The following is a 21,529-nucleotide window of genomic DNA, read 5'->3' as shown; positions in this document are numbered from 1 at the left end:
CCGGCGGGGGTAGGCGCCGGCTCAGCGGAAGGCGTTCTCGCCGGTGAAGGCCTGGCCGAGGACGAGTTGATGCATTTCCGGGGTGCCCTCGTAGGTGAGCACCGATTCCAGGTTCACCATGTGCCGGATCACCGGGTACTCCAGCGAGATGCCGTTGCCGCCCAAGATGGTTCGTGCCGTGCGGCAGATCTTGATGGCTTCCCGGGTGTTGTTCAGCTTGCCGAAGCTCACCTGGTCCGGGCGCAGGCCGACGGTATCCTTGAGACGACCGAGATGCAGGGCGAGCAACTGGCCCTTCTGCAGTTCCAGTGCCATGTCGGCGATCTTGGCCTGCGTCAGTTGGAACCCGGCGAGGGGCTTGCCGAATTGCGTTCGCTGCGCGGCGTAGTCGACGGCTGCCTGCCATGCGGTGCGTGCCGCACCGATGGAGCCCCAGATGATGCCGTAGCGGGCTTCGGTGAGGCTGGACAGGGGTGCCTTGATGCCCTTGCCCTTGTGCAGGTTGTCGTCGCCGGGCATCAGTGCATCGGCGGGCAGGCGCACATTGTCCAGGACGATTTCGCCGGTGGTCGAGGCTCGCAGGGACAACTTGTGCTTGATCTCCGGTGTCGAGACCCCCGGCGTGTCGGTCGGCACGATGAATCCGCGGACGCCCACCTCGCCGTCGCCGAGATCGGTCTTGGCCCAGACGACGGCGACGTCGGCGATGGGCGAGTTGGTGATCCACATCTTCCGGCCGTCGAGAATCCAGTCGCCGCCGTCGCGGCGCGCACGTGTCTTCATCGCCGCGGGATCGCTACCGGCATCGGGTTCGGTGAGGCCGAAGCATCCGATCGTGGTGCCCTCGGCCATCGACGGCAGCCACCGGTTCTTCTGTTCCTCACTGCCGTTGTTGTAGATGGAGAACATCGCCAGCGAGCCCTGCACCGACACCATCGAGCGGATACCGGAGTCGCAGGCCTCGAGTTCGAGACTGGCGAGACCGTAGTGCACCGATGATGCTCCGCCGCAACCATATCCATCGAGGTGCATGCCGAGGACGCCGAGCTGGCCGAACTCCTTGAAGAGGTCACGGGCGCCGGGGATGCCGCCGGCCTCGAACCAGTCGGCGATGTGCGGGGTGACGTGTTCGGCGAGGAAGCCGCGGACCGAATCACGCACCGCGAGTTCGTCGTCGGAGTAGCCGAGGTCGAGGTTGAGGGGATCGATCGCGGAGAACTTGGGTGCGGAGGTGGTGGCGCTCATCGGGTGGCTCCTGTCGAGGATGAGAGTGCGGAGTCGGGGGAGGTGAACTGGCCGGCGGCCATCTCGGTGGCCGCGGATTCGGTTGCCTTGTAGTGCAGCTTCTTTCCGGTGGCAGAGACGGGGAGGGATTCGATGACCCGGTAGGCGCGGGGCCGCTTGAACTGCGAGAGCATCGGATGGGTGCGGCAGTAGGCGTCGAGTTCCTCGGGTGTGGGGTGAGCGCCTTCGACCGGCACGACATAGGCGACGACGAGTCGGCCCCACCGGTCGTCGGGGACGCCGACGACAAGGGAATCGGCGACCTGCGGGTGGCCGTTGAGGGCTTCCTCGACCTGCACCGGGTGCACGTTCTCGCCGCCGGAGATCAGCATGTCGTCCTTGCGGCCGACGATGGTGACGAATTCGTCGGCATCCCAGGTGGCCAGATCGCCGATATGCAGCCAGCTGCCGTTGTACTTCGCCTTCTCCTGAAGGGGAGAATCGTAATAGGCGGCAGCGCACTTGGGTGAGCGGATGATGACCTCACCCACCTCGGAGCCGTCGCGGGCGACCATCTCGTCGGGATCGGCGAGGTGACCGTCGTCGTGCACCACGACCACCCGGACATCGTCGTCGATGCAGGCGCGGCCGGCGGTGCCGGCGTGATCGGGCAGGTCGGTGGGTCGCAGAAAGGTGTTCCAGAATCCCTCGGTGGAACCGTAACCGTTGAAGATCCGCGGGGTGAGGATGTTCTGATAGTGCAGTGCGGCTTCACGTTCCAGTGGTGCGCCCATGGTGACGATACCCCGCAGGCTCGACAGGTCGCGAGGCTTGGCCTGCTGCGCGGTGGCGAGCATGGCGAGGTTCGTCGGGGCGCCGATCAGGAAGGTCAGCTGGTACTTCTCCACCCAGTCGAGCACCACCTCGGGGTCGAAGGCGCGCATCGGCACCAGCGAGGAGCCCAGGTAGAAGGTGGGATTGGGTCCGGCGCAATACAGTCCGCCGCGGTGGAACCACGGGGTCATGTTGAGGGTGCGGTCCTCCGGCGAGAGCGGGAAGGCCATGATCACGTCGTGTGCGGAGAAGATCTCGATGGCGCTGTTCATCGGCACGGCCTTGGGCATGCCGGTGGTGCCCGAGGTGTAGAGCCGCGTGGTCTCGTCGAAGACGCCTCTGTCCGATTGCGGCACAGCCGAATCCGAGGGTAGGTCATCGAAGCGGATGGAGACGGGTCCGTCCACCAGTGACCCGGTGCCGACGCCCACCAGGATCTCCGGTGTGTGGTCGGCCAGTGCGATCGCCTCGGTCACCATGGTGGTGTAGTCGGTGTCGTAGATGTACACCTTGGGGCGGCTGACGTCGAGGATGACGGCGGTCTCGCCGGCGGCGAGCCGGAAGTTCACCGGAGATCCGACCGCGCCGGCGACCTGGGTGGCGAGGTAGAGTTGCGCGAACTCCGGGCCGTTGAGCAGTTGGTAGGCGACGACGTCACCGGTGTTCACGCCTACCGCGGCCAGTCCCGCCGCCACCGTGTCGACGTCGGCGCCGAGTTGCGCGTAGGTCCAGGTGGTCTCGGTCACCGGGTCGATCATCGCGATCGCGTTCGCGTAGCGGGAGACGTTGCGGCGGAAGCCGTTCAGATAGGTGAACTCGTTCTCGAAGAACGAGCGGTAGGCGTGTGCGTCGTAGACGTAACTCATGGCGGATCTCCAGTGATCTCTCGGGTGACCGTTGGCCTAGCCGGCCATGGTGAGTCCGCCGCTGACGCTGATCACCTGTCCGGTGATGAACGACGCTGCGGGGGAGGCGAAGAACAGGACGGGTGCGGCGACCTCGTCGGGGCGGGCGAGGCGGCGGAACGGGATCGCCTTGACGAGAGCGGCCTTGAGCTTCTCGTCCTGCGCCTGGAACAGCGGGGTGTCGGTGGGGCCGGGGCAGACCGCGTTGACGGTGATCTGGTAGCGGGCCATCTCACGCGCGAGGGACTTCGACAGTGCGATGACGCCGCCCTTGGCGCCGGCGTAGATCGACTCACCCGAGCTGCCGACGCGTCCGGCGTCGGAGGCCAGGTTGATCACGCGGCCACCCTGCCAGTCCTCGACCTTGGATGCCTCGACCATGCCGGGCAGGAAGGCGCTGGCCATGTGCACTGGGCCGAGGTAGTTGATGGCGACGACCTTTTCGGCGAATTCCGGTGTGGCGTTGAGGAACTGGTCGGTGCGGTCCCAGCCGGCGGCGTTGACCAGGATGTCGGGCACACCCACCTCGGCGTTGACGGCGTCACGCAGGGCGTCGACCTGGGTGCGGTCGGAGACATCGACGCTCATCGGGACGATGTTGGTGTTCTCGGCGGCGGTCTGCTTGGCGGCGTCAAGGTTGAGGTCGGCGGCGATGACCGTAGTGCCCTGTTCGGCGAACGCGAGGGCGATGGCCTTGCCGATGCCGGATGCGGCTCCGGTGACGACGGCGATGTTGTTGCTGCTCATGGTTTCTCCGGTGTGGTGAGGTGGGATCGGGGCTCAGGCGCCGACGTACTTGTTGAATTCGGGCATCCGCTTCTCGGCGAATGCGGCGGCACCTTCGAGGCCCTCGGGGGAGTGGGTGAACAGATCCAGCGAGCTCATCGCGAGATTGGACAGGCCGGCCTGGTGGTCGGTGTCGGCGTTGAAGCTCTGCTTGAGGAAGCGGATGGCGGTGGGGCTCTTCTCGGCGATCTCGGCGGCGACCTTCTTGGCCTCGTCGAGCAGGTCGGCGGCGGGGACGACCCAGTTGACCAGGCCCCAACGCTCGGCGGTCTCGGCGTCGTACTGGCGGCACAGGTACCAGATCTCGCGGGCCCGCTTCTCGCCGACGATGCGGGCGAGGAAGGCCGAGCCGAATCCGGCGTCGTAGGAGCCGACCTTGGGGCCGGACTGGCCGAAGCGGGCGGTGTCGGCGGCGATGGTCAGGTCGCACAGCACGTGCAGCACGTGGCCGCCGCCGATGGCCAGGCCGTTGACCGCCGCGATGACCGGCTTGGGGATGTCGCGGATGGTCTTGTGCAGGTTTCCGATCTCGAACATGCCGCTTTCGGACGGGCCGTAGTCACCGGTCTCGGCGCGCTGCTTGACGTCGCCGCCGGTGCAGAAGGCCTTCTCGCCGGCGCCGGTGAGGATCACCGCTTGGACGTTCTTGTCGGCCCAGGCGCGACGGAAGGCGTTGATCATCTCCTCGACGGTCTTGGCGCGGAAGGCGTTGTAGCGCTGCGGCCGGTTCATCGTGATGATCGCGGTCGGTCCCTCGACGGTGTAGTCGATGTCTTCGTAGTTCATCTCGGTGCTCCCTGTGTTCGGTCCCTGATCGCCGGGCGGTGATCAGCACTTCATGGTGAATGAACGTACATTCACTCCGACGGCGTGTCAAGGGTCACATCGAGTATTTGGAGAGGGTAGGCGTAGAAACCCACCTGCCGCCGACCGGCTGTTCATGTGCTCCTGGGGATATCGTTCGAGTGATATCGGCGGTGGTTAGGTGTGGCCATGACCATTGCCGAGTTCGAGCGAGGTGTGGCCGCCGGAGAGCGAGCCGATCAGGTCAGGGAGCAATACAGCGCCGCTGGTGTGAGGAGCGGGTTGGTGCATTCCTGGCAATCGCTCGGAGGCACCATCCGGATGTCGATCATGTTCGCCGGCGTCGATCGCGGAATCCGCAACATGGATGCCACGCCACCTCGACATCGTCGACGCGATCGCCGCCGGCGATGCCGGCAAGGCTGCGAAAACCGATGCGGAGCGTATGGACGCTGCGGCGAATACTTTGATTGCGTGACCGGGAGCGGCCGACCGCTGTCGGCGGATCGCGCCACCCGGTCACTCGGTGAGCGGTAACGCCGCGTGCCGCAGAAACCGATCGACGAGTTCGCGGCAATCGGCCGCCGACTCGTCGATCCGCGCGGCAACGGCGGCGGCCATCGCAGCGCGGTCGACGTCGCCGGAATCGTGATGGCTGCGACGGATGAACCCCTGATACCAGGAGGTCAGCACCTCGGGAGTGACCTCCGGATGAAACTGAACCCCGAGGTGTGGGCCCGAGACGAAGGCCTGAACACCTGCGTCATTGGTGGCGATCACATCGACGCCGTCGGGCACGGTGATGGTGTCGATGTGGGATTCGAGCCACGGTCCGGGGCCGATGAGATCGGGACGGGTGCTCTCGACCTCGACGAAACCGTGTTCGGGGTGTGTGCTGCGGGCCACCGACCCGCCGAGTGCGATCGCCAGCATCTGCGCGCCGAAGCACACCCCGAGGGTGGGTACTCCCTGATCGACGGTGTCCGACATCAGTTGTCGCGCATCGTCGATCCAGGGCAGGGTGTCGTCGAAGGCGGATTCGGGTGAGCCGGTGACCAGCACGGCGTCGAAGTCGGAAGGATCGGGGCTCGGCTTCGGTGCATCACAATCGAAGCAATGGATGGCTACGTCGTAGCCATGCTCGGTGAACGCCGGAAGCAGTGTCCCCAAAAGGGATTCGCGATAGTCCGATCGGAGCGCGAACTCCACCACCAGCAGTCGATGCGGCATGGACCGTCCCCTTCAGTATCCCGATGACTCTGCCGATCCTAACCGCCACCGTTCAGATCGTGTTCACCAACTCGGTCAGGTGCGCGGCCACCGTGGTGGGCGCGTCGAGTGTGAGTAGCACTGCGGCGCCGCCGATCTCGCGATAGCCGGCGTGAGGAAGAAGGTCGGCCAGGGCGCGTCCGTGCGTGGTGGGCATCACCTTGTTGTCCGGCGACCAGACAACCACGGCGTTCCCGTCGAACCCCGACAGTGCCTCGGTGTCACGGATCAAACTCGCCGGGTCGAAATCGGTTGACGCGTACTTCGCAAGATCGCGGGCGATACCGGGAATGGTCAAGACCGGATCGGTCCACCTGCGGGCGAGGTCGTTGTCGAGGGGGCGGGCCGTCATCCAGCCAAACACCATCGGTGTCCGCCGGAACAGGGAACTACGAATCTGGCGAGCCGCGAGGGTGAGCCCGCCGGGTAGCCGGGCGGCGATGGATGCCATTCGTCCGGGCAATCCCGGAGGAAAGTTGTCGAAGGCCTCGCACGGCAGGATCATCATCGAGCCCACGCGATCGTCGCGACCGATCGCGGTCAGGAAAAGCGCACCGCCCCAATCGGTGTGGACGACCGTGACGTCGTGGAGATCAAGAGCGTCGAGGAAGTCGGCGACCAGATGGACGAGTCCGGTCAGCGACAGATCGGCGTCTGTGTTCATCGGAATCCGGTGGGCGCCGAGCGGTAGTACCGGGCGGAGGTAGTGGAACCCGTCGGGCAGGAGTGGCATCACCGGATCCCATAGGGCTCCGTCCATGAACAACCCATGCAACAGCACGACGGGATGGCCTGCGCCCTGGTCGAGGTACTCGATGGTTCCCGCCGGGAGGTCGACGCGGCGGCGTGTGGTCGTGGTGGGCATCCGGCCTCCCATGGGTGATGGAGTGATTGCTCTAGAGTAACCACTCTGGAGCGTGTGGTCTAGAGTGAGATCATGCGAAATGACGAGCGGATCACCGTAGCGATGGGTGAGTCGCTGCGACGCAACGGTTACGCCGGAACCCCGATCAGCCAGGTGATCGCCGCGTCCGGGATGCCGAATGGGTCGCTCTATCACCACTTTCCGGGTGGCAAGCGCGAACTGGCCGGCGTGGCACTCCGGCGAATGGGCGCCGCCTACGGCGAACTCGTCGGTGGGCTGCTCGCCGAGGGCGACGATCTACCCGCGACGATCGAGGCCGCCTTCACCGCGGCGGCCGACGACATCGAGCGGTCCGACTGGATCAACATGTGCCCGGTCGGCACGGTCGCGGGGGAGACCGCGGACTCCGAACCCGCGTTGCGTGAGGTCGCGGCCGCGATCTTCGGTACCTGGATCGACGGGGCGACGGCTCTCTTCGCGTCGCGGGGCCTCGCCGACGCCGAAGCCCGCGCCTTGGCCTTTGCCGTGATCTCGGCGCTCGAGGGCGCCTTCGTTCTCGCGCGAACGCTGCGCTCCGGCGAACCACTGATCGCGGCGGGCCGCGCGATGGGTGCGGCGGCCCGCGAGAGGCTCGACGCTCACCGCCGCTGAAAGTGTTGGGCGAGTACGAAAGTGGGGAGGAGTAGTTCGTACCCCGGGTATGTGGTCATCCATGGGAAACTGTTGGGGGACGAACCTGCCGGTGGGGGAGGAATTCTCAGGGAAACCGTGGTCCGCCTCCAGATCCGAACGGCCGCGACACTGCTGAGGCGGCCTTCCGGTCGCATGTCGGGCGCGGCGACCCGCGAACCCGGGGGCGCGCGATAGCGTGACCACCATGGCGCAACGAGCAGAACCGGACTGGGTGCAGCACGTCATCTGGTGGCAGATCTATCCCCTGGGGTTCACCGGCGCCCATCCCGATCCCCACGGTCACGACGAGCACCGACTGCTGCGGATCCTCGGATGGCTCGACCACGCCATCGAATTGGGCTGTTCCGGGATCAAGTTGGGCCCGATCTTCGCCGCGGAGAGCCACGGTTACGACACCGTCGACCACTTCCGGATCGACCCGCGGCTCGGCACCGACGACGACTTCGACCGACTCGTCGCCGAGGCCCACGGTCGCGGACTGAAGATCCAACTCGACGGCGTGTTCAACCACGTCGGCCGCGGTCATCCGCTCGCCGCGGCGGCACTGCGGGACGGGCCGGACAGTGACGCCGCGCGGCGCCTGCGTACCACCGGCAGCGGTGACGACCGGCGATTCGTGCCCTTCGAGGGCCACGACATCCTCGTCACCCTCAATCACGACGACGACGAGGTCCGCCGCATCACCGTCGACGTCATGCGGCACTGGCTGGACCGCGGTGCCGACGCCTGGCGCCTGGATGCCGCTTACGCGGTACCGACCCGATTCTGGGCGCAGGTGCTTCCCGAGGTGCGCACCTCTCATCCGGACGTCTGGTTCGAGGCCGAGGTCATCCACGGCGACTATGCCGGGTTCGTCGCCGACAGCACCGCCGACACCGTCACCCAGTACGAACTGTGGAAAGCAATCTGGTCGGCCATCAACGACCGCAATCTCTTCGAACTCGCCTGGGCCATGACCCGCCACAGCGAGATGCTCGAGGCCTTCGTGCCGGCCACCTTCATCGGCAATCACGACGTCACCCGCATCGCCAGCCAGATCGCCGATGCGCGCCACCTCGACCACGCGATCGTGCTGCTCGCTGTCCTCGGTGGGACACCGTCGGTGTACGCGGGCGACGAATACGGCTTCACCGGCGTCAAGGACGAACGAGTCGGCGGAGACGACGAGGTCCGGCCGCCATTCCCATCGACCCCCGGCGAACTCGAGTACCCGGACGAACGGATCTACCGACTTCACCAGCGGCTCATCGGATTTCGCCGACGCTATCCGTGGCTACACCGGGCCACCACCGAACAGCTCACGCTGGCCAATGAGCATGCCACCTGGGCGGTGACCGCCGACGGACAGCGTCTGGAGTTCACCCTCAACCTCGGCGACCAACCCGTCGGCATCGACTCCGCGTCATTGCTCGACTCCGACGACGCCACCCGCGACACACCCGGGTCCGTCGCACCGCACGGATGGGCGATCTGCGGGGGCTGAGAGGCGCGATGCGCAGGCGCGTGTCAGTCCAGCCCGCGCTGCGCCGTGCGATCCCCACGACGGGACGCGGCGCGCTGGATCAGGAAAATCGACGTCCCGAGCACGCCCACACCCAGACCCACCAGGCAGACGGCGAGCGTCCGTCCACCGCCCCACCCGGTGACACCGACGACGATGGCTGCGATCAGCCACGCGGTCATCCCGACCGCGATCACCGGTTCGGGCGCACGCAACGATCGCGGCAGTTCGGGAACGTCGGCTGCATCGGACATGTGCTCAGGGTAACTTTCGGGTGTGTCCACCGAATCGTCGAGTGAGCCGAACCCGCCGGACCTGAGCAAGTCAGACCTGAACACGCCCGCGCCACCACAGGGCGAATCGGGATCGCCGGCCCCGAACCCGCCGACCAACGTCATCGACCGCTTCTTCAAGATCAGCGAACGTGGATCGACGATGACCCGCGAGATGCGTGGCGGTCTTGTCACCTTCTTCACGATGGCCTACATCGTGATCCTCAACCCGATCATCATCGGTGGCATCCCGGGTGAGCCGCACAACGCCGACGTCCTCGGCAATGTGCTCCCGCTCGCACAGGTCGCCGCCGTCACCGCGCTTGTCGCCGGCGTCATGTCGATCATCTTCGGTCTGGTCGCCAACTACCCGTTCGCCATCGCCACCGGTCTCGGCATCAACAGCCTGCTCGCGGTGACCATCGCGCCGGAGGTGACGTGGCCCGAGGCGATGGGCCTGGTCGTCATCGACGGCATCATCATTGTGGCGCTCGCGGTCACCGGCTTCCGGACCGCGGTGTTCAATGCCGTTCCCGCGGAACTGAAAGCGGCGATCGCCGCCGGCATCGGCTGCTTCATCGCCTTCGTCGGATTCGTCGACGCGGGCTTCGTCAAACGCATTCCCGACGCCGCCGGCACCACGGTGCCGGTGCAACTGGGCTTCGGCAACTCGATCACCACCGTGCCGACCCTGATCTTCGTGATCGGTGTCCTGCTCATGGGGGTGCTGGTGGTCCGGCGCGTACCCGGCGGCCTGCTGATCGGCATCGTCGTCACCGCCATCGTGTCCATCATCCTGGAGTCGGTCCTCGATCTCGGTTCGAGCGCGACCAACCCCGACGGCTGGGGATTGTCGGTGCCGGCGATCCCCGATTCCTTCGGTGGCCTGCCGAATCTGGGTCTCGTGGGTGACGTCGACCTGTTCGGGGCGTTCACCCGTATCGGTGTCCTCGCCGCCTGCGTGTTCGTCTTCGCGCTGGTCCTGTCGAACTTCTTCGACGCGATGGGCACCATGACCGGACTCGGCAAGGAAGCCGGCCTCGCCGACGAGAAGGGCAACCTGCCCGGCATCGGCAAGGCGCTCGTCGTCGAGGGCACCGGTGCGATCGCCGGCGGTGTCGCCTCCTCGTCGTCGAACACGGTGTTCGTGGAGTCCGCCTCCGGTATCGCCGAGGGCGCCCGCACCGGTCTTGCCAACATCGTCACCGGCGTGCTGTTCCTGATCGCGATGTTCCTCACCCCGATCTACGAGGTGATCCCCAGTGAGGCGGTCGCACCGGCACTGGTCATCGTCGGTGGCCTGATGATCGCGCAGGTCCGCAGCATCGACTTCACCAACTTCGCGATCGCCCTGCCGACCTTCCTGACCATCGTGACGATGCCGTTCACCTACTCGATCGCCAACGGCATCGGCGTGGGCTTCATCAGCTGGGTGGTGATGGCCACCGCGGCAGGTAAGGCGCGGACCATCCATCCGCTGATGTGGCTCGTCGCGATCGTGTTCGTCGCCTACTTCGCCCGGCAACCGATCTCTGACTGGATCGGATGATCACACAGAAAGTATGAGACGCGATTCGGCGTGGTCCGGACGATGGACAATACGGCCGAGGAAGCTGCGAGGAGCCTGAATAGAATCTAATATTCAGCCCGTGGAAGCAACTTTGCCGAGCGATGAACGTCTCGCCGGATCGCTGGCCCTGGCCATCGTCCGAATGGCACGTCGGCTGCGTCTGCGCCGCGACCACGAACTCGTGTCGCTGACCCAGCTGTCGGCGCTCAACACCCTCTATCAGGAGGGCTCGATGTCGCCGGGCGCACTCGCGGCCGCCGAACGCGTCAAACCCCCGTCGATGACACGGGTCATCGCCTCCCTTGCCGACCTGGGAATGGTGCGCCGCGAGGCGCACCCGACCGACGGCCGGCAGGCGATCGTCACGCTCGCATCGGCCGGTGAGAAGGTCATCACCGACGAGGTGGCCGCCCGCAAGGCCTGGCTCAACGGTCGTCTCGACGAACTCTCCGACGACGAACGCGCGACCCTGTGCGCCGCGATCCCGGTGCTGGAGAAGATCATCGTCAACGACATCTGACCTCCGGCGGACGTCAGAAGAAGGTGCCGGCGAACGGTGCCCGTCCGGTGGCGAAGGACTGCTCGAGCGCCGTCAACGTCTCCGGGGAATCGGTCCACAACCGGTCGGCGGCAGCAAACTCCCGCGCCGGGATCCCGCCGAGGTAGATGCTCGACAGCACCGAGATATCAAGTCGCACAGTCGGTTTCTCGTCGGTACGAATCACCGCGGCCGCGCCGCTTCGAACACTGACCGCGAACACCCCGCCGCGGTCGACAAACGCGTCGGTGACCTCGATGACGACATCGAGATCGGCGGCATAGCGACGCGCCGACAGTGCCGCCGGCACATCGAGGATGCGCAGCCACATGGTGTCGGCGATGCCGGTGACCTCCGCCGACCGCAGGTCGACCAGCTTGTACGGCAGCGGATCGTCGGTGGGGATCGAGGCGGTCAGCGACGGCACCAGATCGAGGGAGATGAGCACGCGCCACAGTTCGGTGTGCGCGTCATCGGTGACCGCGACGACCTCCGACACCTCCGCACGCACCTCGCCGTCGGCGACACCCTTGAGGATGCGATAGGAGGCATATCCGTCCTGGTGGAGCAGATAGTGCAGGCCGCTGGCCGCCGGTGCCCGCTCGGAGTCGCGATCGGCGAGGATCGGCGCCCACCACTGTGTGGTGCGGCCCAGGGCGCCCGGCCGGGTGGCACACCAGCGGTCGTGGATGTCGGCGACCGCCGCGGCGACCTCGTCGGGCCGGGCGAATCGCACGCCGGTGCGCTTCGGTGCCGCGGCCCGCATCCGGGGTGATCCGCCGACGTGAATCCGGTGGGCGAACGTCGCCGGACCGAATCCGTAGCGTTCGTAGATGGTGCCCTCCGACGCGGTCAGGATGGCGAAGACCTGCCCTTCGTCGAGCCATTGCGTGAAGAGCTCGGTGATCATCCGGCGCAGGATGCCGCGTCGACGATGCGTCGCGGCCACCGACACCCACGACAGGCCGGCCGCATCTGACCGCGCGCCCCCGGGCAGCGTCATGGTCATCCGATAGAACATCGACACACCCACCAGAGGATCCCCGGGTGTGTCGTCGTCGCGCACGACGACGATGTCGGCGTCGGATACCTTGCCGCGCAAGTCATTTCGCTCGTCATCGGGGAGCGGATTGCGCATCGCGAATGCGCGGGCGTCGGCGTCGATGATGTCGTCCCAGTCGTCATCGGTCGCCCGGGCCAACCTCAGTCCGTCGATGGTCGTATCTGCGCTGCTCACGCCATCCACCGTGTCACATCGTGGTCGCCGTGGTGCACATCGGCCCACATCGTTTGGCGATGATCCCGCCGACGAAGGGTTTTGGCAGACTGGACTGCCGTGTCCGATGCACCCGTGACCTCCGTACGTGCACCCGGCGATGGGCCGCTGCCGGTGCGTGTCGTCGACATCGAGGATCCCGACGATCCGCGTGTCGACGATTTCCGCGACCTCAGTTCGGCCGACCGCCGTCCCGACCTACCCGCGATGCCCGGGGGTGGCCGGGGCCGCGGTCTGGTGATCGCCGAGGGCGTGTTCGTCGCGCAGCGGATGATCGCGTCCCGGTTCGCGCCGCACGCCTTTCTCGGGGTGGGTAGACGTCTGGACGAGCTGGTCGGCCACATCCGCGTCGACCCGGACGCACCGGTCCCGTTCTATCGCGTCGGCGCGGAGGTGATGGCGCAGATCGTCGGCTTCCACCTCAACCGCGGTGTGCTCGGCGTGGCGCGGCGGCCCGCGGCACTCGGCGTCGACGAGGTCCTCGCCTCGTCACGGACCGTGGTGATCCTCGAGGGCGTCAACGATCACGAGAACATCGGTGCCATCTTCCGCAACGCCGCCGGACTCGGCGTCGACGCGGTGCTCTTCGGTGCGGGCTGCGCCGACCCGCTCTACCGGCGCAGCGTGCGGGTGTCAATGGGACATGTCCTGCTGGTTCCGTTCGCCCACGTGGATGGCTGGCCTGCCGATCTCGACATCGTCCACGATCGCGGCTTCACCACCGTCGCCCTGACCCCCGATGCCGAGGCCGTCCCGCTCGCCGAGGTCGTCGATGCACCACGGGTGGCGTTCCTGGTCGGGGCGGAGGGACCCGGGCTGAGCGCGGCGACGATGCAGGCCACGACCCGCACCGCCCGGATCCCGATGAGCCGCGGAACCGATTCGCTGAACGTGGCCACGGCCGCGGCCATCGCCTTCTATGAACGGGCCCGATCGGGCACGATGGACGCGTGAGCGAACCCGAGCCACCCGCATGGACCATCTACGCGCGCGAACCCGAGCGGGTCGTGGCCGGGTCGAGTTCCGGCGCCGATCTGGAGGGCTGGCGGCACACCGAGTCGACGCCGTGGGTGCTGGGGCTGATCGTCAGTGCGTTCGGTGTCGCATTCGGGGCGGTGCTGATGCTGGGTCTCTACGCCCTGATCGGATCGTTCGCCCGATGGGCAGGATTGGTCGCGGTGTTCATCGTCGGTCCGGCGATCGGCTGGACACTGTGGGACTTCCGCTTCCGCCCGGTGTGGCGCTGGATCGTCTGGGGATCGCTGACCGGTCTGTTGGCCGGGATCGGCTCGGCGGTGGCGCTGTTCGTGCTGGGACGCTGAGCCGCCGGGCAGCCGGCCCGTCAGTCCTTCCCGAAACCGAAGTAGCGGGCCAGTCGACCACGACGACGTGGCTCCACCGGCAACCCGGTGTCGGGATCGAAGTCGGCCGGTCCGGCCTCGGTGGTCGGTTCGGTACGCGCGGATGCCGAGTGATAGCGCGCCAGATCGTCGGGCGTCGGTTGGTAGTCGGCCGGGTGGATCGCGAAACCGGTCACCGGGATCAGTGACGGATCGGTGTCGGTCGGTGCGAGCGGGTGGGTGAACCGGAATCCGAGCCAGGCGCGGTTGGCGTCCTCGGCCATCTGCTGCGGATGGAACGGCAGCGCGAGGGGATCGGGTGCGGCGCCCTCGGCGTAGCGAAGCGGGCGCTCACCGGCCCAGAAGGGCCGTTCGAACGGCTCCGGCAGGCCCTGATCGTCGAAGAGGTCGACCGGGGTCGCCGAGAACGACCGCTTCAAGGTCCCGTTCTCCCACCGCGCGAACGTCCCGGTACCGGTTTCCGGGTCGGTGGAGAGCAGGACCGCAGCCGCGCTGGGCTGGATACCGGCGATGGTGCGGGTGAGGTCGGTCGGCCGTTCGGTGGCGAACAGTGAGCAGGAGATCACGCTCAGCGGGCCGTAGTGGCCGGCATAGACGTGCGAGTCGTCGGCCGTCATCGCCGAAGCCAGATCCGTGTCGATTACCGGGAGCAGCGTCGCATCGCCATAGAGGGCCGTTGCCAGGCGCCCCGCCGCGGTGACGTCGTTGACGATGCCGGCGCGGATCATCGCGGCCGGATCGTCGGTGTCGATGAACCACAGTGTGACAGCGCGCGCCGACATCGTCCCCCTCTAGTTGTTCGGATGGCTTCGGACGCCGAGGAGGACGTCCTCCCAGGCGGGTACCGCTGGTTTCCGCGACTTACGGCGCCGCGGCGCATCCACCGGGGTGGGGGCCGGTGGCGCCGGTTCCGGTTCGGGTGCCTCGTGGGCGCCGGTGTGGGTGATTGCGGTGTCCGCGGACTCGGTGTTGCCGCCGGCCGTCTCATCGGTCTCGGTGCGGTAGGTCTCGTTGCGGTCGATTTCGGTGTGATCGATCTCGACGACCTCTGCCTCGACGATCTCCGGTTCGCGCGACACCTCGGGACCCGTGGATTCACCCGTCCCGGCCTCGTGACCCGACGCCTCGAAGTCGAGTGCGTAGGTGCCGAATTGGTCGAACGGTGCACGTTGCGGATCGCGCCGGGTGGTCTGTTCGCCGATGAGGGAGTCGGCGTCAAAGGTGACCTGCTCACGCCCGGTGTCGTCGAAGTCGACGGTGGGCGCGATCGGCGGTGCGGCCACCGGGGTGAGTCGGCGCCGCGGTTCGATGAGTTCGGGGTGGGTGAGTTCCTCGGCGAGATCATCGAGGGGTTCGGCGGTACCGCCGTGCGAACCGGGCAGGTAACGCCAGTGCGCGCGGTGCTCGGAGTGCCCGACATGCCAGGACACCTGCACCGCCCAGTAGCCGTCCTCACCCTTCCAAGCGTCCCAGGAGACCTCGTGCGGGTTCTGTGCGAACGCGACCAACGACTCGGCGACGACCTCGCCGAGCGTGGCCGCAGCCGGACCGTCGTGGCGGATCGGGTGGGACTGCCCGGCGAGTTCGGCGGCACGGGAACGTTCGAGCAGCACGGGATGGGCGAAGCGCTCGATCTTGTCGACGCCGACCCCGGCGATCGCGGCGACCTCGGCGACGGTTGCGCCGGCGCGGATCCGTGATTGGATCTCGCGAGGTCGCAACGTGCTGGTCATCTCGATCTCTATCTGACCGAGTCGGGAGAGGTCGCCACGTGCGGCGGCTCGCAGCCGTTCGTCCGCGGCAATCGTGAACTTCTCACCCGACTCGGCATCCTGGCAGATGACCTGGGAGCCGTCGGCGCCGACGCCGACCACTCGGAGCTCGCGCATCTGCTCCTCCTCTGGTTGACCACGAGTGCGGGCATTGGAGCCAGGGTAGACCACCGCGACACGCGCACACCGCGGGACACGCGGGATATTCGCAGTTCAGCTTGACAGCGCTCACCTGCGCACTGACAGCGCCCGATCAGTCCTCAGAGGTGTTCGACGACGTAGTCGATGCTCTCGGTCAGTTTGCTGATGTCGTCGGGATCGATCGCCGGGAACATGCCGATGCGGAGCTGGTTGCGCCCGAGCTTCCGGTACGGCTCGGTGTCGACCACCCCGTTGGCGCGCAGGGCCTTGGCGACCGCGGCGGCGTCGACGTCGTCGCTGAAGTCGATGGTGCCGACCACCTGGCTGCGCAACGCCGGATCAGTGACGAAAGGTGTTGCGAATTCCGACTTTTCGGCCCAGTCGTACAGCCGCGAGCTGGAGTCGGCGGTCCGCGCGACGCACCAGTCGAGCCCGCCGTTGCCGAGCATCCACTGGATCTGGTTGTCCAGCAACAACAGGGTGGCCAGCGCCGGGGTGTTGTAGGTCTGGTTCTTGCGGCTGTTGTCCACCGCGGTGGGCAGCGACAGGAACTCGGGGCACCAGCGATCGGTCTGAGCGATGCGCTCGATCCGCTCGATGGCCTGCGGGCTCATCAGTGCGAGCCAGATCCCGCCGTCTGCGGCGAAGCACTTCTGCGGTGCGAAGTAGTAGACGTCGGTGTCGGCGGCGTTCACCGGCAGTCCGCCGGCGCCGGAGGTCGCATCGATCGCGATGAGAGCGTCATCAGCGCCCTCGGGCCGCAGCACCCGGACCGCCACGCCGGTCGAGGTCTCGTTGTGAGCCCAGCCGATGAGGTCGACGCCACCGAAGTCGTCGGCGGTCAGGGCGGCCGGGTCGGGTGCGGTACCCGGATCGGTGGAGATGACCGCGGGGGAGTCCAGGAAGGGTGCCTTCTTGGCGACGGTGGCGAACTTGGAGCTGAACTCGCCATAGGTCAAATGCAGCGAGCGGCGCTTGATCAGGCCGAATGCGGCGGCATCCCAGAAAGCGGTGGTGCCGCCGTTGGACAGCACGACCTCATATCCCTCGGGCAGGGAGAAGAGTTGGGCGAGTCCGTCGCGGACCGAACCGACGACGTTCTTCACCGGCGCCTGGCGGTGGCTGGTGCCGAAGACCGACGCGCCGACATCGACGAGGGACTGCAACTGTTCGGGGCGCACCTTGGACGGGCCGCATCCGAAGCGCCCGTCGGCGGGCAGCAGGTCGGCGGGAATGGTGATCGGGGTGGCGGCGTCGCTCATGGGCGCAATTCTAGGGATGTGGCGGTGGCCACTGCGGGTCACCCCTGGTCTGAACGCGCGATCACGCGGCCCGCGTCCCATCCGGGTGCGTGGCATCCCGCGGGTGGGAGCGGTGGATCGATGCCTGCGGTGACGAGCAGCCAGGCGGCGACCGAGTTCGAATTCCACATCTGGGTGGTGCCGGGTGCCCGACGGCCCCAGGTGAAGGCCGGTACCCGCGCCGTGGCGTCGATGATCCGTTGCGCGGTGCGGTCGTCACCGGGGATCGGGCACCGCGCCAGTTCGGCGGCCAGGTCAGGAATGAGACCGTCACGCCAGCAACGGATCTCGTACCGGAAATAGCGAGACCGGCCCAGCAACCGGAGTCCGACGGGGCCGGTGACCCGCACACCACGATCGCCCGGCGGTGCTCCCCACACCGGCGCCTGCTCGATGATGTACCGCGAGCCGGCGGTGACGACGGTGAGTGCGGCGTGCACCGGTTGCGCGGGCCGCTCGTGGCGGGTCCGGGCGGAGACCGATTCGTAGACGCGCCCACATCGGGCCACGACCCGACCACCCGCGCCCAGCGGTATCCAATGCAGTGTGACGCTCATTGTCGACTCCTCATCCATGGGGCGCCGTTCGCAGTAATACTGACCGATGACCCGGTGCCCGACGAACCCGGTGCCCGACGCCGTTCTCGCCCCGAGAGGAACCACATCATGACCGATGCGGTCGATCACATTGTCGACGTGGCAGGCCTGACCAAGCACTTCGGTCATTTCCGGGCGCTCGACGGCCTGGATCTCCGCGTCCGCGCCGGTGAGGTTGCAGGTTTCCTCGGGCCCAATGGTTCGGGGAAGTCCACCACGATCCGGGTGCTGCTGGGTGTGTACCGCCGCGACGGCGGCACCGTGCGCGTCTTCGGCCTCGACCCGCACTCCGATGCGGTCGCCATCCATCGTCGACTGGCGTATGTGCCCGGCGACGTCAACCTCTGGCCGCAGCTGACCGGTGGTGAATGCATCGACGTGCTGCTCTCGTTGCGTGGTGTCCGCGTCGACAGTGGGATGCGGAAGACCGATCTGATCGAGCGTTTCGAACTCGATCCGACGAAGAAGGCGTCCACCTACTCCAAGGGAAACCGGCAGAAGGTCGCGCTGATCGCCGCCTTGGCCGCCGACGCCGAACTGCTCATCCTCGACGAGCCGACCTCCGGGCTCGATCCCCTGATGACCCATCAGTTCACCGAGTGCGTGCGGGAACGCGCCGCTGCCGGGTCGGCCGTGCTGATGTCGAGCCACGTCCTCGCCGAGGTCGAGCAACTCTGCGACACGGTGACCATCATCCGCGATGGCGCGACGGTGCAGGCGGGCACCCTGACCGAACTTCGTCATCTGCGCCGTTCCCGCGTCACCGCGGTGATCGACGGCACCGCAACGGATCTCGCGGATGTCGCCGGCGTGCACGACTTCGCGGTTCGCGACGACGAGGTCACCTTCACCGTCGACGACACCGGCCTGGCCGCGGTGACGCGGGCGCTCGCGTCGCACGACGTGCGGTCGCTGTCGGTCGCCCCACCGAGCCTGGAGGAATTGTTCCTCCACGCCTACGGCGAGGAGGTGTGACGCCGATGACCGCCGCCACCTCGTCGCACACACGCCGGGCCGACTCCCGAACCTCGGTCACCGCAAGGCATTTCAGCGGCTACCGACTGCTGCTGCGGCTCGCCGTCCGGCGTGAGCGGATCATTGCCCCGGTCACCGTGGTCATCTTCGTGGTCCTGGACCTCGCGACCGCGGCCTCGATCGCATCGGCGTACCCGACGGCGGAGAAACGCCGCGAACTCGCCGCCGGCCCCGGCGCCAACTCCGCCTTCCGCTTCCTGCTCGGTGACACGATCCACCTCGACGCGACGGCGTCGGCGGTGGTGTGGCGCGCCGGGCTGTTCATGATCGCCGCGGTCGGGGTGTGCGCCGTGTTGATGGTCGTGCGCGGCACCCGGAAGGAGGAGGAGCTCGGGCGCGTCGAGCTCATCCGCGCCGGCGTCGTCGGTCCGCTGGCGCCGCTTGCTGCTGCGGCGACGGTCGCCGCTGCGTTCAGTGTTGTTGTGGGACTGGCGATGTCGTTGGTGCTCATCCCGTTCGGCGGGGGTGGCGTGGCGTTGCTGGTGGTTTTTGCGCAGTACGCCGGCACCGGTCTGGCCGCGGTCGGGCTGGGGATGCTCACCGCGCAGGTGGCGGCGACGAGTCACATCGCCAATCTCGTCGGATCGGCGATAGTGGTCCTCGGCTACCTGCTGCGCGGTGTCCCCGACGCGACGGGAGGCTGGGCCTGGCTGCGGTGGGTGTCGCCGGTGGGCTGGGCCGAGCTGGCCGATCCCTTCGGCGCGGACAACCTCGTGCCGTTCATGGCGTCGCTGGGTCTGCTCGTTCTCGGTGCCGGATCGGCGGCCTGGGTGTCGATGCGCCGTGACCTCGGCGGCGGAATCATCGCGCCACGGGCCGGGCCCGAGGGCACCGCACGGATTCCGACGGTGGAGGCACTCGCCGCGCGCCTATCCGCCCCGCTCCTGCGGTCATGGGCGGCCGGACTGGCGACCTACGCGCTCATCGTCGGATTCATGCAACCGTCGGTGGAACAGCTCGCCGAGGGAAACGACCTCATCCAGCAGGTCCTCACGGCACAACCCGGTGACATCGGGCTCGGCACCGTCTTCGCGGTCACGATGTTGTCGGTGCTGGGCGTCGTCGCGAGTGCCTGGGTGGTCAATCTCGCCGAACGTCTCCGCGCCGAGGAAGCCGGCTCCCGCACCGAGGTGATCCTCGCGACGCCGACGTCACGAGGCCGGTACTTCCTGGCCTACGCCGCGGTCGCCGCGCTGGGGCTCGTCGTCGTGATCGCCGTCGCCGCCGCGGGCATGGTGATCGGCAACGGCATCGCCGGGGGCGGCTGGGTGACACCCACCGTGCACATCGCGCAGACCGCGGCGGTGCTGCTGCCCGCGGCACTCGTCATCGGTGCGCTGGTCCTCGCCCTGTACGCGTTCCGGCCTGTGCTGGTGCACCTGGGGTGGCCGATCGTGGTCGCCGCGCTGTTCCTCGGCCCGCTGTCGGGAATGTTTGAGCTGCCCCAGTGGGTGTGCGACATCTCGCCGTTCACCCACGTGCCGCTCGTGCCGGTGGAACCGATGCGATGGCTGCCGATCGTGGTGATGGCGCTCGTATCGGCAGCCATCGTGGCCGGTGGATGGTCTCGGTTCCGGTGGCGCGACGTGGGGTGAAGCGTCAGCCGACGAGGCTGTCCTTGACCTCGAGCGCCTTGTCCTTGGCCTCGATACCCAGCCGTGCAACCACGGCGGCCCGGGCAGCCGGGTCGAGTTCGTCGATGGTGTCGGCGATCTTGTCGGTTGCCGCGTCGACGATGGTCTTCTCGCGCTTCAAGAAGACCGCCACCGCGATCACGAGGCCCAAACCGAGGACGATGAGGGCGATCTTGACGTTCTTCGACATGAGTGAAGGTCCTTCCAATCGTGGGGGGTCACGGCCATCGTGTCCTGAGTTCAGCATGCCCTATCCGGCGGCGGGAGAGGTGGAGGTGCGATTTCGTGACACGCGCCGACCATTTCGGGGACGTGTTGGCATACCGGTCACTCTCCGCTGTCGGGTTGTTGCCGGCCGCATCGTCAAGATCGGGACCGGATGCCGACGAGTTTGTGACATCCGAACAATCGGGGCGTGCAGTCATGATCCACTCATAGAGGTTCGATGTATTGGTCGACAGGACCGGGAATCCTGAATTCCCGATGATTCCTGCCGCACCACGATCGAACCTTTTCTCGTGCTCACAAGGAGTGCGAGTACGGGAGAAATCCCAGGATAACTGGTCCTGGGCAATGTCGTCATCGTGGCAGTTCGATGACCCGTATTGCCGCATCATGTCTCAATTTGAGATGAGTCCGGGTATAGGAACAAAGGTCCCGAGTAAATGGACAATTTTGTGACACCGCGTCTATCATTTGGACCATGGGAAATTCGATGCCGGCCGATGCTCGGACGGTTATCCGCAACGTCAAGGTATTCGATGACATTCGTGATGGTCTCGTCGAGAATGCCGATGTCATCGTCGACGGTTCACATATCGGCGCGGTGTCGACCTCACCCGTCGGGGACGCTCCCGGTCACGGCACCGTAGAGATCGACGGAGGGGGCCGATTCCTCAATCCGGGCATGACCGATGCCCACGTCCATCTCATGGGCAATGCGAGCAACTATCTCGACTTCACCATGCGCGCAACGGGTTTGCTGTTCGTCGACGGTTCCCGATCAGTGATCTCTCCGTCTTCGCCGACGCGGACAAGAACATTCCGCTGATCATGAAAGACATTGTCGCCGTTAAGAACTCGCTCTGAATCGACGCCACATCCCAGCAGTAGTACATCTCAGAAAATCAGCGAGCAGCGCCCGGCGCGGCC

Annotated in this window: 22 protein-coding genes; 9 read left to right on the top strand and 13 right to left on the bottom strand. The window is 66.9% G+C overall.

Annotated features, from left to right (window positions below; all coding sequences use genetic code 11):
- Positions 1–21 precede the first annotated feature (21 nt).
- The 6 genes from ACWETB_RS02910 to ACWETB_RS02885 form a co-directional block, all read right to left on the bottom strand.
- Positions 22–1,245, bottom strand: coding sequence for an acyl-CoA dehydrogenase family protein (locus tag ACWETB_RS02910; protein WP_348808804.1), 1,224 nt, complete (start codon positions 1,243–1,245; stop codon positions 22–24).
- Positions 1,242–2,924 carry a class I adenylate-forming enzyme family protein gene (locus ACWETB_RS02905; RefSeq protein ID WP_452209160.1) on the bottom strand — a complete coding sequence of 561 codons (1,683 nt, stop codon included), beginning with the start codon at positions 2,922–2,924 and terminating at the stop codon, positions 1,242–1,244. Before ACWETB_RS02905 ends, ACWETB_RS02910 begins: the two co-directional genes overlap by 4 nt.
- A 36-nt stretch (positions 2,925–2,960) precedes the next feature.
- Positions 2,961–3,710 (bottom strand): SDR family NAD(P)-dependent oxidoreductase, encoded by a 750-nt coding sequence (locus ACWETB_RS02900; RefSeq protein WP_452209158.1) that lies wholly within the window; start codon positions 3,708–3,710, stop codon positions 2,961–2,963.
- 33 nt (positions 3,711–3,743) lie between these two features.
- Positions 3,744–4,535, bottom strand: a complete 792-nt coding sequence (locus ACWETB_RS02895) for an enoyl-CoA hydratase-related protein (RefSeq protein ID WP_348804863.1) — start codon at positions 4,533–4,535, stop codon at positions 3,744–3,746.
- A 537-nt stretch (positions 4,536–5,072) separates the two neighbouring features.
- Positions 5,073–5,783, bottom strand: a complete 711-nt coding sequence (locus ACWETB_RS02890) for a type 1 glutamine amidotransferase (protein ID WP_449741978.1) — start codon at positions 5,781–5,783, stop codon at positions 5,073–5,075.
- Between the two features lie 52 nt (positions 5,784–5,835).
- Complete coding sequence (locus tag ACWETB_RS02885) at positions 5,836–6,687, bottom strand: alpha/beta fold hydrolase (protein WP_452209155.1); 852 nt, start codon at positions 6,685–6,687, stop codon at positions 5,836–5,838.
- Between the two features lie 72 nt (positions 6,688–6,759).
- On the opposite strand from ACWETB_RS02885, the gene ACWETB_RS02880 reads away from it, so the two are divergent.
- Both ACWETB_RS02880 and ACWETB_RS02875 read left to right on the top strand, forming a co-directional pair.
- A complete protein-coding gene (locus tag ACWETB_RS02880) occupies positions 6,760–7,338 on the top strand; it encodes a TetR/AcrR family transcriptional regulator (RefSeq protein WP_449741976.1) in 579 nt (192 codons plus the stop codon).
- Between the two features lie 226 nt (positions 7,339–7,564).
- Entirely contained in the window at positions 7,565–8,863 is a 1,299-nt protein-coding gene (locus ACWETB_RS02875; RefSeq protein WP_452209153.1) for an alpha-amylase family protein, read from the top strand.
- Positions 8,864–8,886: 23 nt separating this feature from the next.
- Here the strand turns inward: ACWETB_RS02875 and ACWETB_RS02870 are convergent, their stop codons facing one another.
- Positions 8,887–9,135 (bottom strand): DUF2530 domain-containing protein, encoded by a 249-nt coding sequence (locus tag ACWETB_RS02870; RefSeq protein ID WP_449741974.1) that lies wholly within the window; start codon positions 9,133–9,135, stop codon positions 8,887–8,889.
- 181 nt (positions 9,136–9,316) lie between these two features.
- On the opposite strand from ACWETB_RS02870, the gene ACWETB_RS02865 reads away from it, so the two are divergent.
- Positions 9,317–10,702, top strand: coding sequence for an NCS2 family permease (locus ACWETB_RS02865; RefSeq protein WP_449742424.1), 1,386 nt, complete (start codon positions 9,317–9,319; stop codon positions 10,700–10,702).
- Between the two features lie 163 nt (positions 10,703–10,865).
- Positions 10,866–11,243, top strand: a complete 378-nt coding sequence (locus ACWETB_RS02860) for a MarR family transcriptional regulator (protein ID WP_452209222.1) — start codon at positions 10,866–10,868, stop codon at positions 11,241–11,243.
- A 13-nt stretch (positions 11,244–11,256) separates the two neighbouring features.
- On the opposite strand, the gene ACWETB_RS02855 is transcribed toward ACWETB_RS02860, so the two are convergent.
- Complete coding sequence (locus ACWETB_RS02855; protein WP_449741973.1) at positions 11,257–12,498, bottom strand: GNAT family N-acetyltransferase; 1,242 nt, start codon at positions 12,496–12,498, stop codon at positions 11,257–11,259.
- 153 nt (positions 12,499–12,651) lie between these two features.
- Between ACWETB_RS02855 and ACWETB_RS02850 the strand changes: the two genes are divergently transcribed.
- Positions 12,652–13,491 carry a TrmH family RNA methyltransferase gene (locus ACWETB_RS02850; protein ID WP_449742422.1) on the top strand — a complete coding sequence of 280 codons (840 nt, stop codon included), beginning with the start codon at positions 12,652–12,654 and terminating at the stop codon, positions 13,489–13,491.
- The gene (locus tag ACWETB_RS02845; protein WP_449741972.1) at positions 13,488–13,859 is read left to right on the top strand and encodes a DUF2537 domain-containing protein; all 372 of its coding nucleotides are present in this window, start codon (positions 13,488–13,490) and stop codon (positions 13,857–13,859) included. Before ACWETB_RS02850 ends, ACWETB_RS02845 begins: the two co-directional genes overlap by 4 nt.
- A 20-nt stretch (positions 13,860–13,879) precedes the next feature.
- On the opposite strand, the gene ACWETB_RS02840 is transcribed toward ACWETB_RS02845, so the two are convergent.
- From ACWETB_RS02840 to ACWETB_RS02825, 4 genes are all read right to left on the bottom strand, one after another.
- Positions 13,880–14,680, bottom strand: a complete 801-nt coding sequence (locus ACWETB_RS02840) for a DUF6928 family protein (RefSeq protein WP_452209150.1) — start codon at positions 14,678–14,680, stop codon at positions 13,880–13,882.
- Between the two features lie 9 nt (positions 14,681–14,689).
- Positions 14,690–15,787: a septation protein SepH gene (gene sepH, locus ACWETB_RS02835; RefSeq protein WP_452209148.1), complete on the bottom strand. Its 1,098-nt coding sequence runs from the start codon at positions 15,785–15,787 to the stop codon at positions 14,690–14,692.
- A gap of 143 nt (positions 15,788–15,930) precedes the next feature.
- A complete protein-coding gene (gene serC, locus ACWETB_RS02830) occupies positions 15,931–17,073 on the bottom strand; it encodes a phosphoserine transaminase (protein WP_449741969.1) in 1,143 nt (380 codons plus the stop codon).
- A 38-nt stretch (positions 17,074–17,111) separates the two neighbouring features.
- Positions 17,112–17,669, bottom strand: coding sequence for a hypothetical protein (locus ACWETB_RS02825; RefSeq protein WP_452209145.1), 558 nt, complete (start codon positions 17,667–17,669; stop codon positions 17,112–17,114).
- Between the two features lie 108 nt (positions 17,670–17,777).
- On the opposite strand from ACWETB_RS02825, the gene ACWETB_RS02820 reads away from it, so the two are divergent.
- Positions 17,778–18,683, top strand: a complete 906-nt coding sequence (locus ACWETB_RS02820; RefSeq protein WP_452209143.1) for an ABC transporter ATP-binding protein — start codon at positions 17,778–17,780, stop codon at positions 18,681–18,683.
- A 5-nt stretch (positions 18,684–18,688) separates the two neighbouring features.
- Positions 18,689–20,338, top strand: coding sequence for an ABC transporter permease (locus tag ACWETB_RS02815; protein WP_452209141.1), 1,650 nt, complete (start codon positions 18,689–18,691; stop codon positions 20,336–20,338).
- 4 nt (positions 20,339–20,342) lie between these two features.
- Here ACWETB_RS02815 and ACWETB_RS02810 read toward each other — a convergent pair whose 3' ends face one another.
- The gene (locus ACWETB_RS02810; protein ID WP_348810077.1) at positions 20,343–20,567 is read right to left on the bottom strand and encodes a hypothetical protein; all 225 of its coding nucleotides are present in this window, start codon (positions 20,565–20,567) and stop codon (positions 20,343–20,345) included.
- Between the two features lie 513 nt (positions 20,568–21,080).
- Here ACWETB_RS02810 and ACWETB_RS02805 point away from each other — a divergent pair.
- On the top strand, positions 21,081–21,428 hold the full coding sequence (locus tag ACWETB_RS02805; RefSeq protein ID WP_452209139.1) for a hypothetical protein: 348 nt from the start codon (positions 21,081–21,083) through the stop codon (positions 21,426–21,428).
- Positions 21,429–21,529 lie beyond the last annotated feature (101 nt).

The organism is Gordonia sp. NPDC003950, assembly GCF_053605205.1.
The sequence above is the reverse complement of the archived record's forward strand: the minus strand, read 5'-3'. Positions and strand labels throughout refer to the sequence as shown.

Bases quoted from the DNA above. Each gene is read 5' to 3' on its own strand.
- ACWETB_RS02890 (WP_449741978.1), bottom strand. From the start codon at position 5,783: ATGCCGCATCGACTGCTGGTGGTGGAGTTCGCGCTCCGATCGGACTAT.
- ACWETB_RS02825 (WP_452209145.1), bottom strand. From the start codon at position 17,669: ATGAGCGTCACACTGCATTGGATACCGCTGGGCGCGGGTGGTCGGGTC.
- ACWETB_RS02865 (WP_449742424.1), top strand. From the start codon at position 9,317: ATGACCCGCGAGATGCGTGGCGGTCTTGTCACCTTCTTCACGATGGCC.
- ACWETB_RS02875 (WP_452209153.1), top strand. From the start codon at position 7,565: ATGGCGCAACGAGCAGAACCGGACTGGGTGCAGCACGTCATCTGGTGG.
- ACWETB_RS02900 (WP_452209158.1), bottom strand. From the start codon at position 3,710: ATGAGCAGCAACAACATCGCCGTCGTCACCGGAGCCGCATCCGGCATC.
- ACWETB_RS02805 (WP_452209139.1), top strand. From the start codon at position 21,081: ATGGGAAATTCGATGCCGGCCGATGCTCGGACGGTTATCCGCAACGTC.
- ACWETB_RS02880 (WP_449741976.1), top strand. From the start codon at position 6,760: ATGCGAAATGACGAGCGGATCACCGTAGCGATGGGTGAGTCGCTGCGA.
- serC (WP_449741969.1), bottom strand. From the start codon at position 17,073: ATGAGCGACGCCGCCACCCCGATCACCATTCCCGCCGACCTGCTGCCC.
- ACWETB_RS02905 (WP_452209160.1), bottom strand. From the start codon at position 2,924: ATGAGTTACGTCTACGACGCACACGCCTACCGCTCGTTCTTCGAGAAC.
- ACWETB_RS02840 (WP_452209150.1), bottom strand. From the start codon at position 14,680: ATGTCGGCGCGCGCTGTCACACTGTGGTTCATCGACACCGACGATCCG.
- ACWETB_RS02860 (WP_452209222.1), top strand. From the start codon at position 10,866: ATGGCACGTCGGCTGCGTCTGCGCCGCGACCACGAACTCGTGTCGCTG.
- sepH (WP_452209148.1), bottom strand. From the start codon at position 15,787: ATGCGCGAGCTCCGAGTGGTCGGCGTCGGCGCCGACGGCTCCCAGGTC.
- ACWETB_RS02895 (WP_348804863.1), bottom strand. From the start codon at position 4,535: ATGAACTACGAAGACATCGACTACACCGTCGAGGGACCGACCGCGATC.
- ACWETB_RS02810 (WP_348810077.1), bottom strand. From the start codon at position 20,567: ATGTCGAAGAACGTCAAGATCGCCCTCATCGTCCTCGGTTTGGGCCTC.
- ACWETB_RS02870 (WP_449741974.1), bottom strand. From the start codon at position 9,135: ATGTCCGATGCAGCCGACGTTCCCGAACTGCCGCGATCGTTGCGTGCG.
- ACWETB_RS02910 (WP_348808804.1), bottom strand. From the start codon at position 1,245: ATGAGCGCCACCACCTCCGCACCCAAGTTCTCCGCGATCGATCCCCTC.
- ACWETB_RS02885 (WP_452209155.1), bottom strand. From the start codon at position 6,687: ATGCCCACCACGACCACACGCCGCCGCGTCGACCTCCCGGCGGGAACC.
- ACWETB_RS02820 (WP_452209143.1), top strand. From the start codon at position 17,778: ATGACCGATGCGGTCGATCACATTGTCGACGTGGCAGGCCTGACCAAG.
- ACWETB_RS02815 (WP_452209141.1), top strand. From the start codon at position 18,689: ATGACCGCCGCCACCTCGTCGCACACACGCCGGGCCGACTCCCGAACC.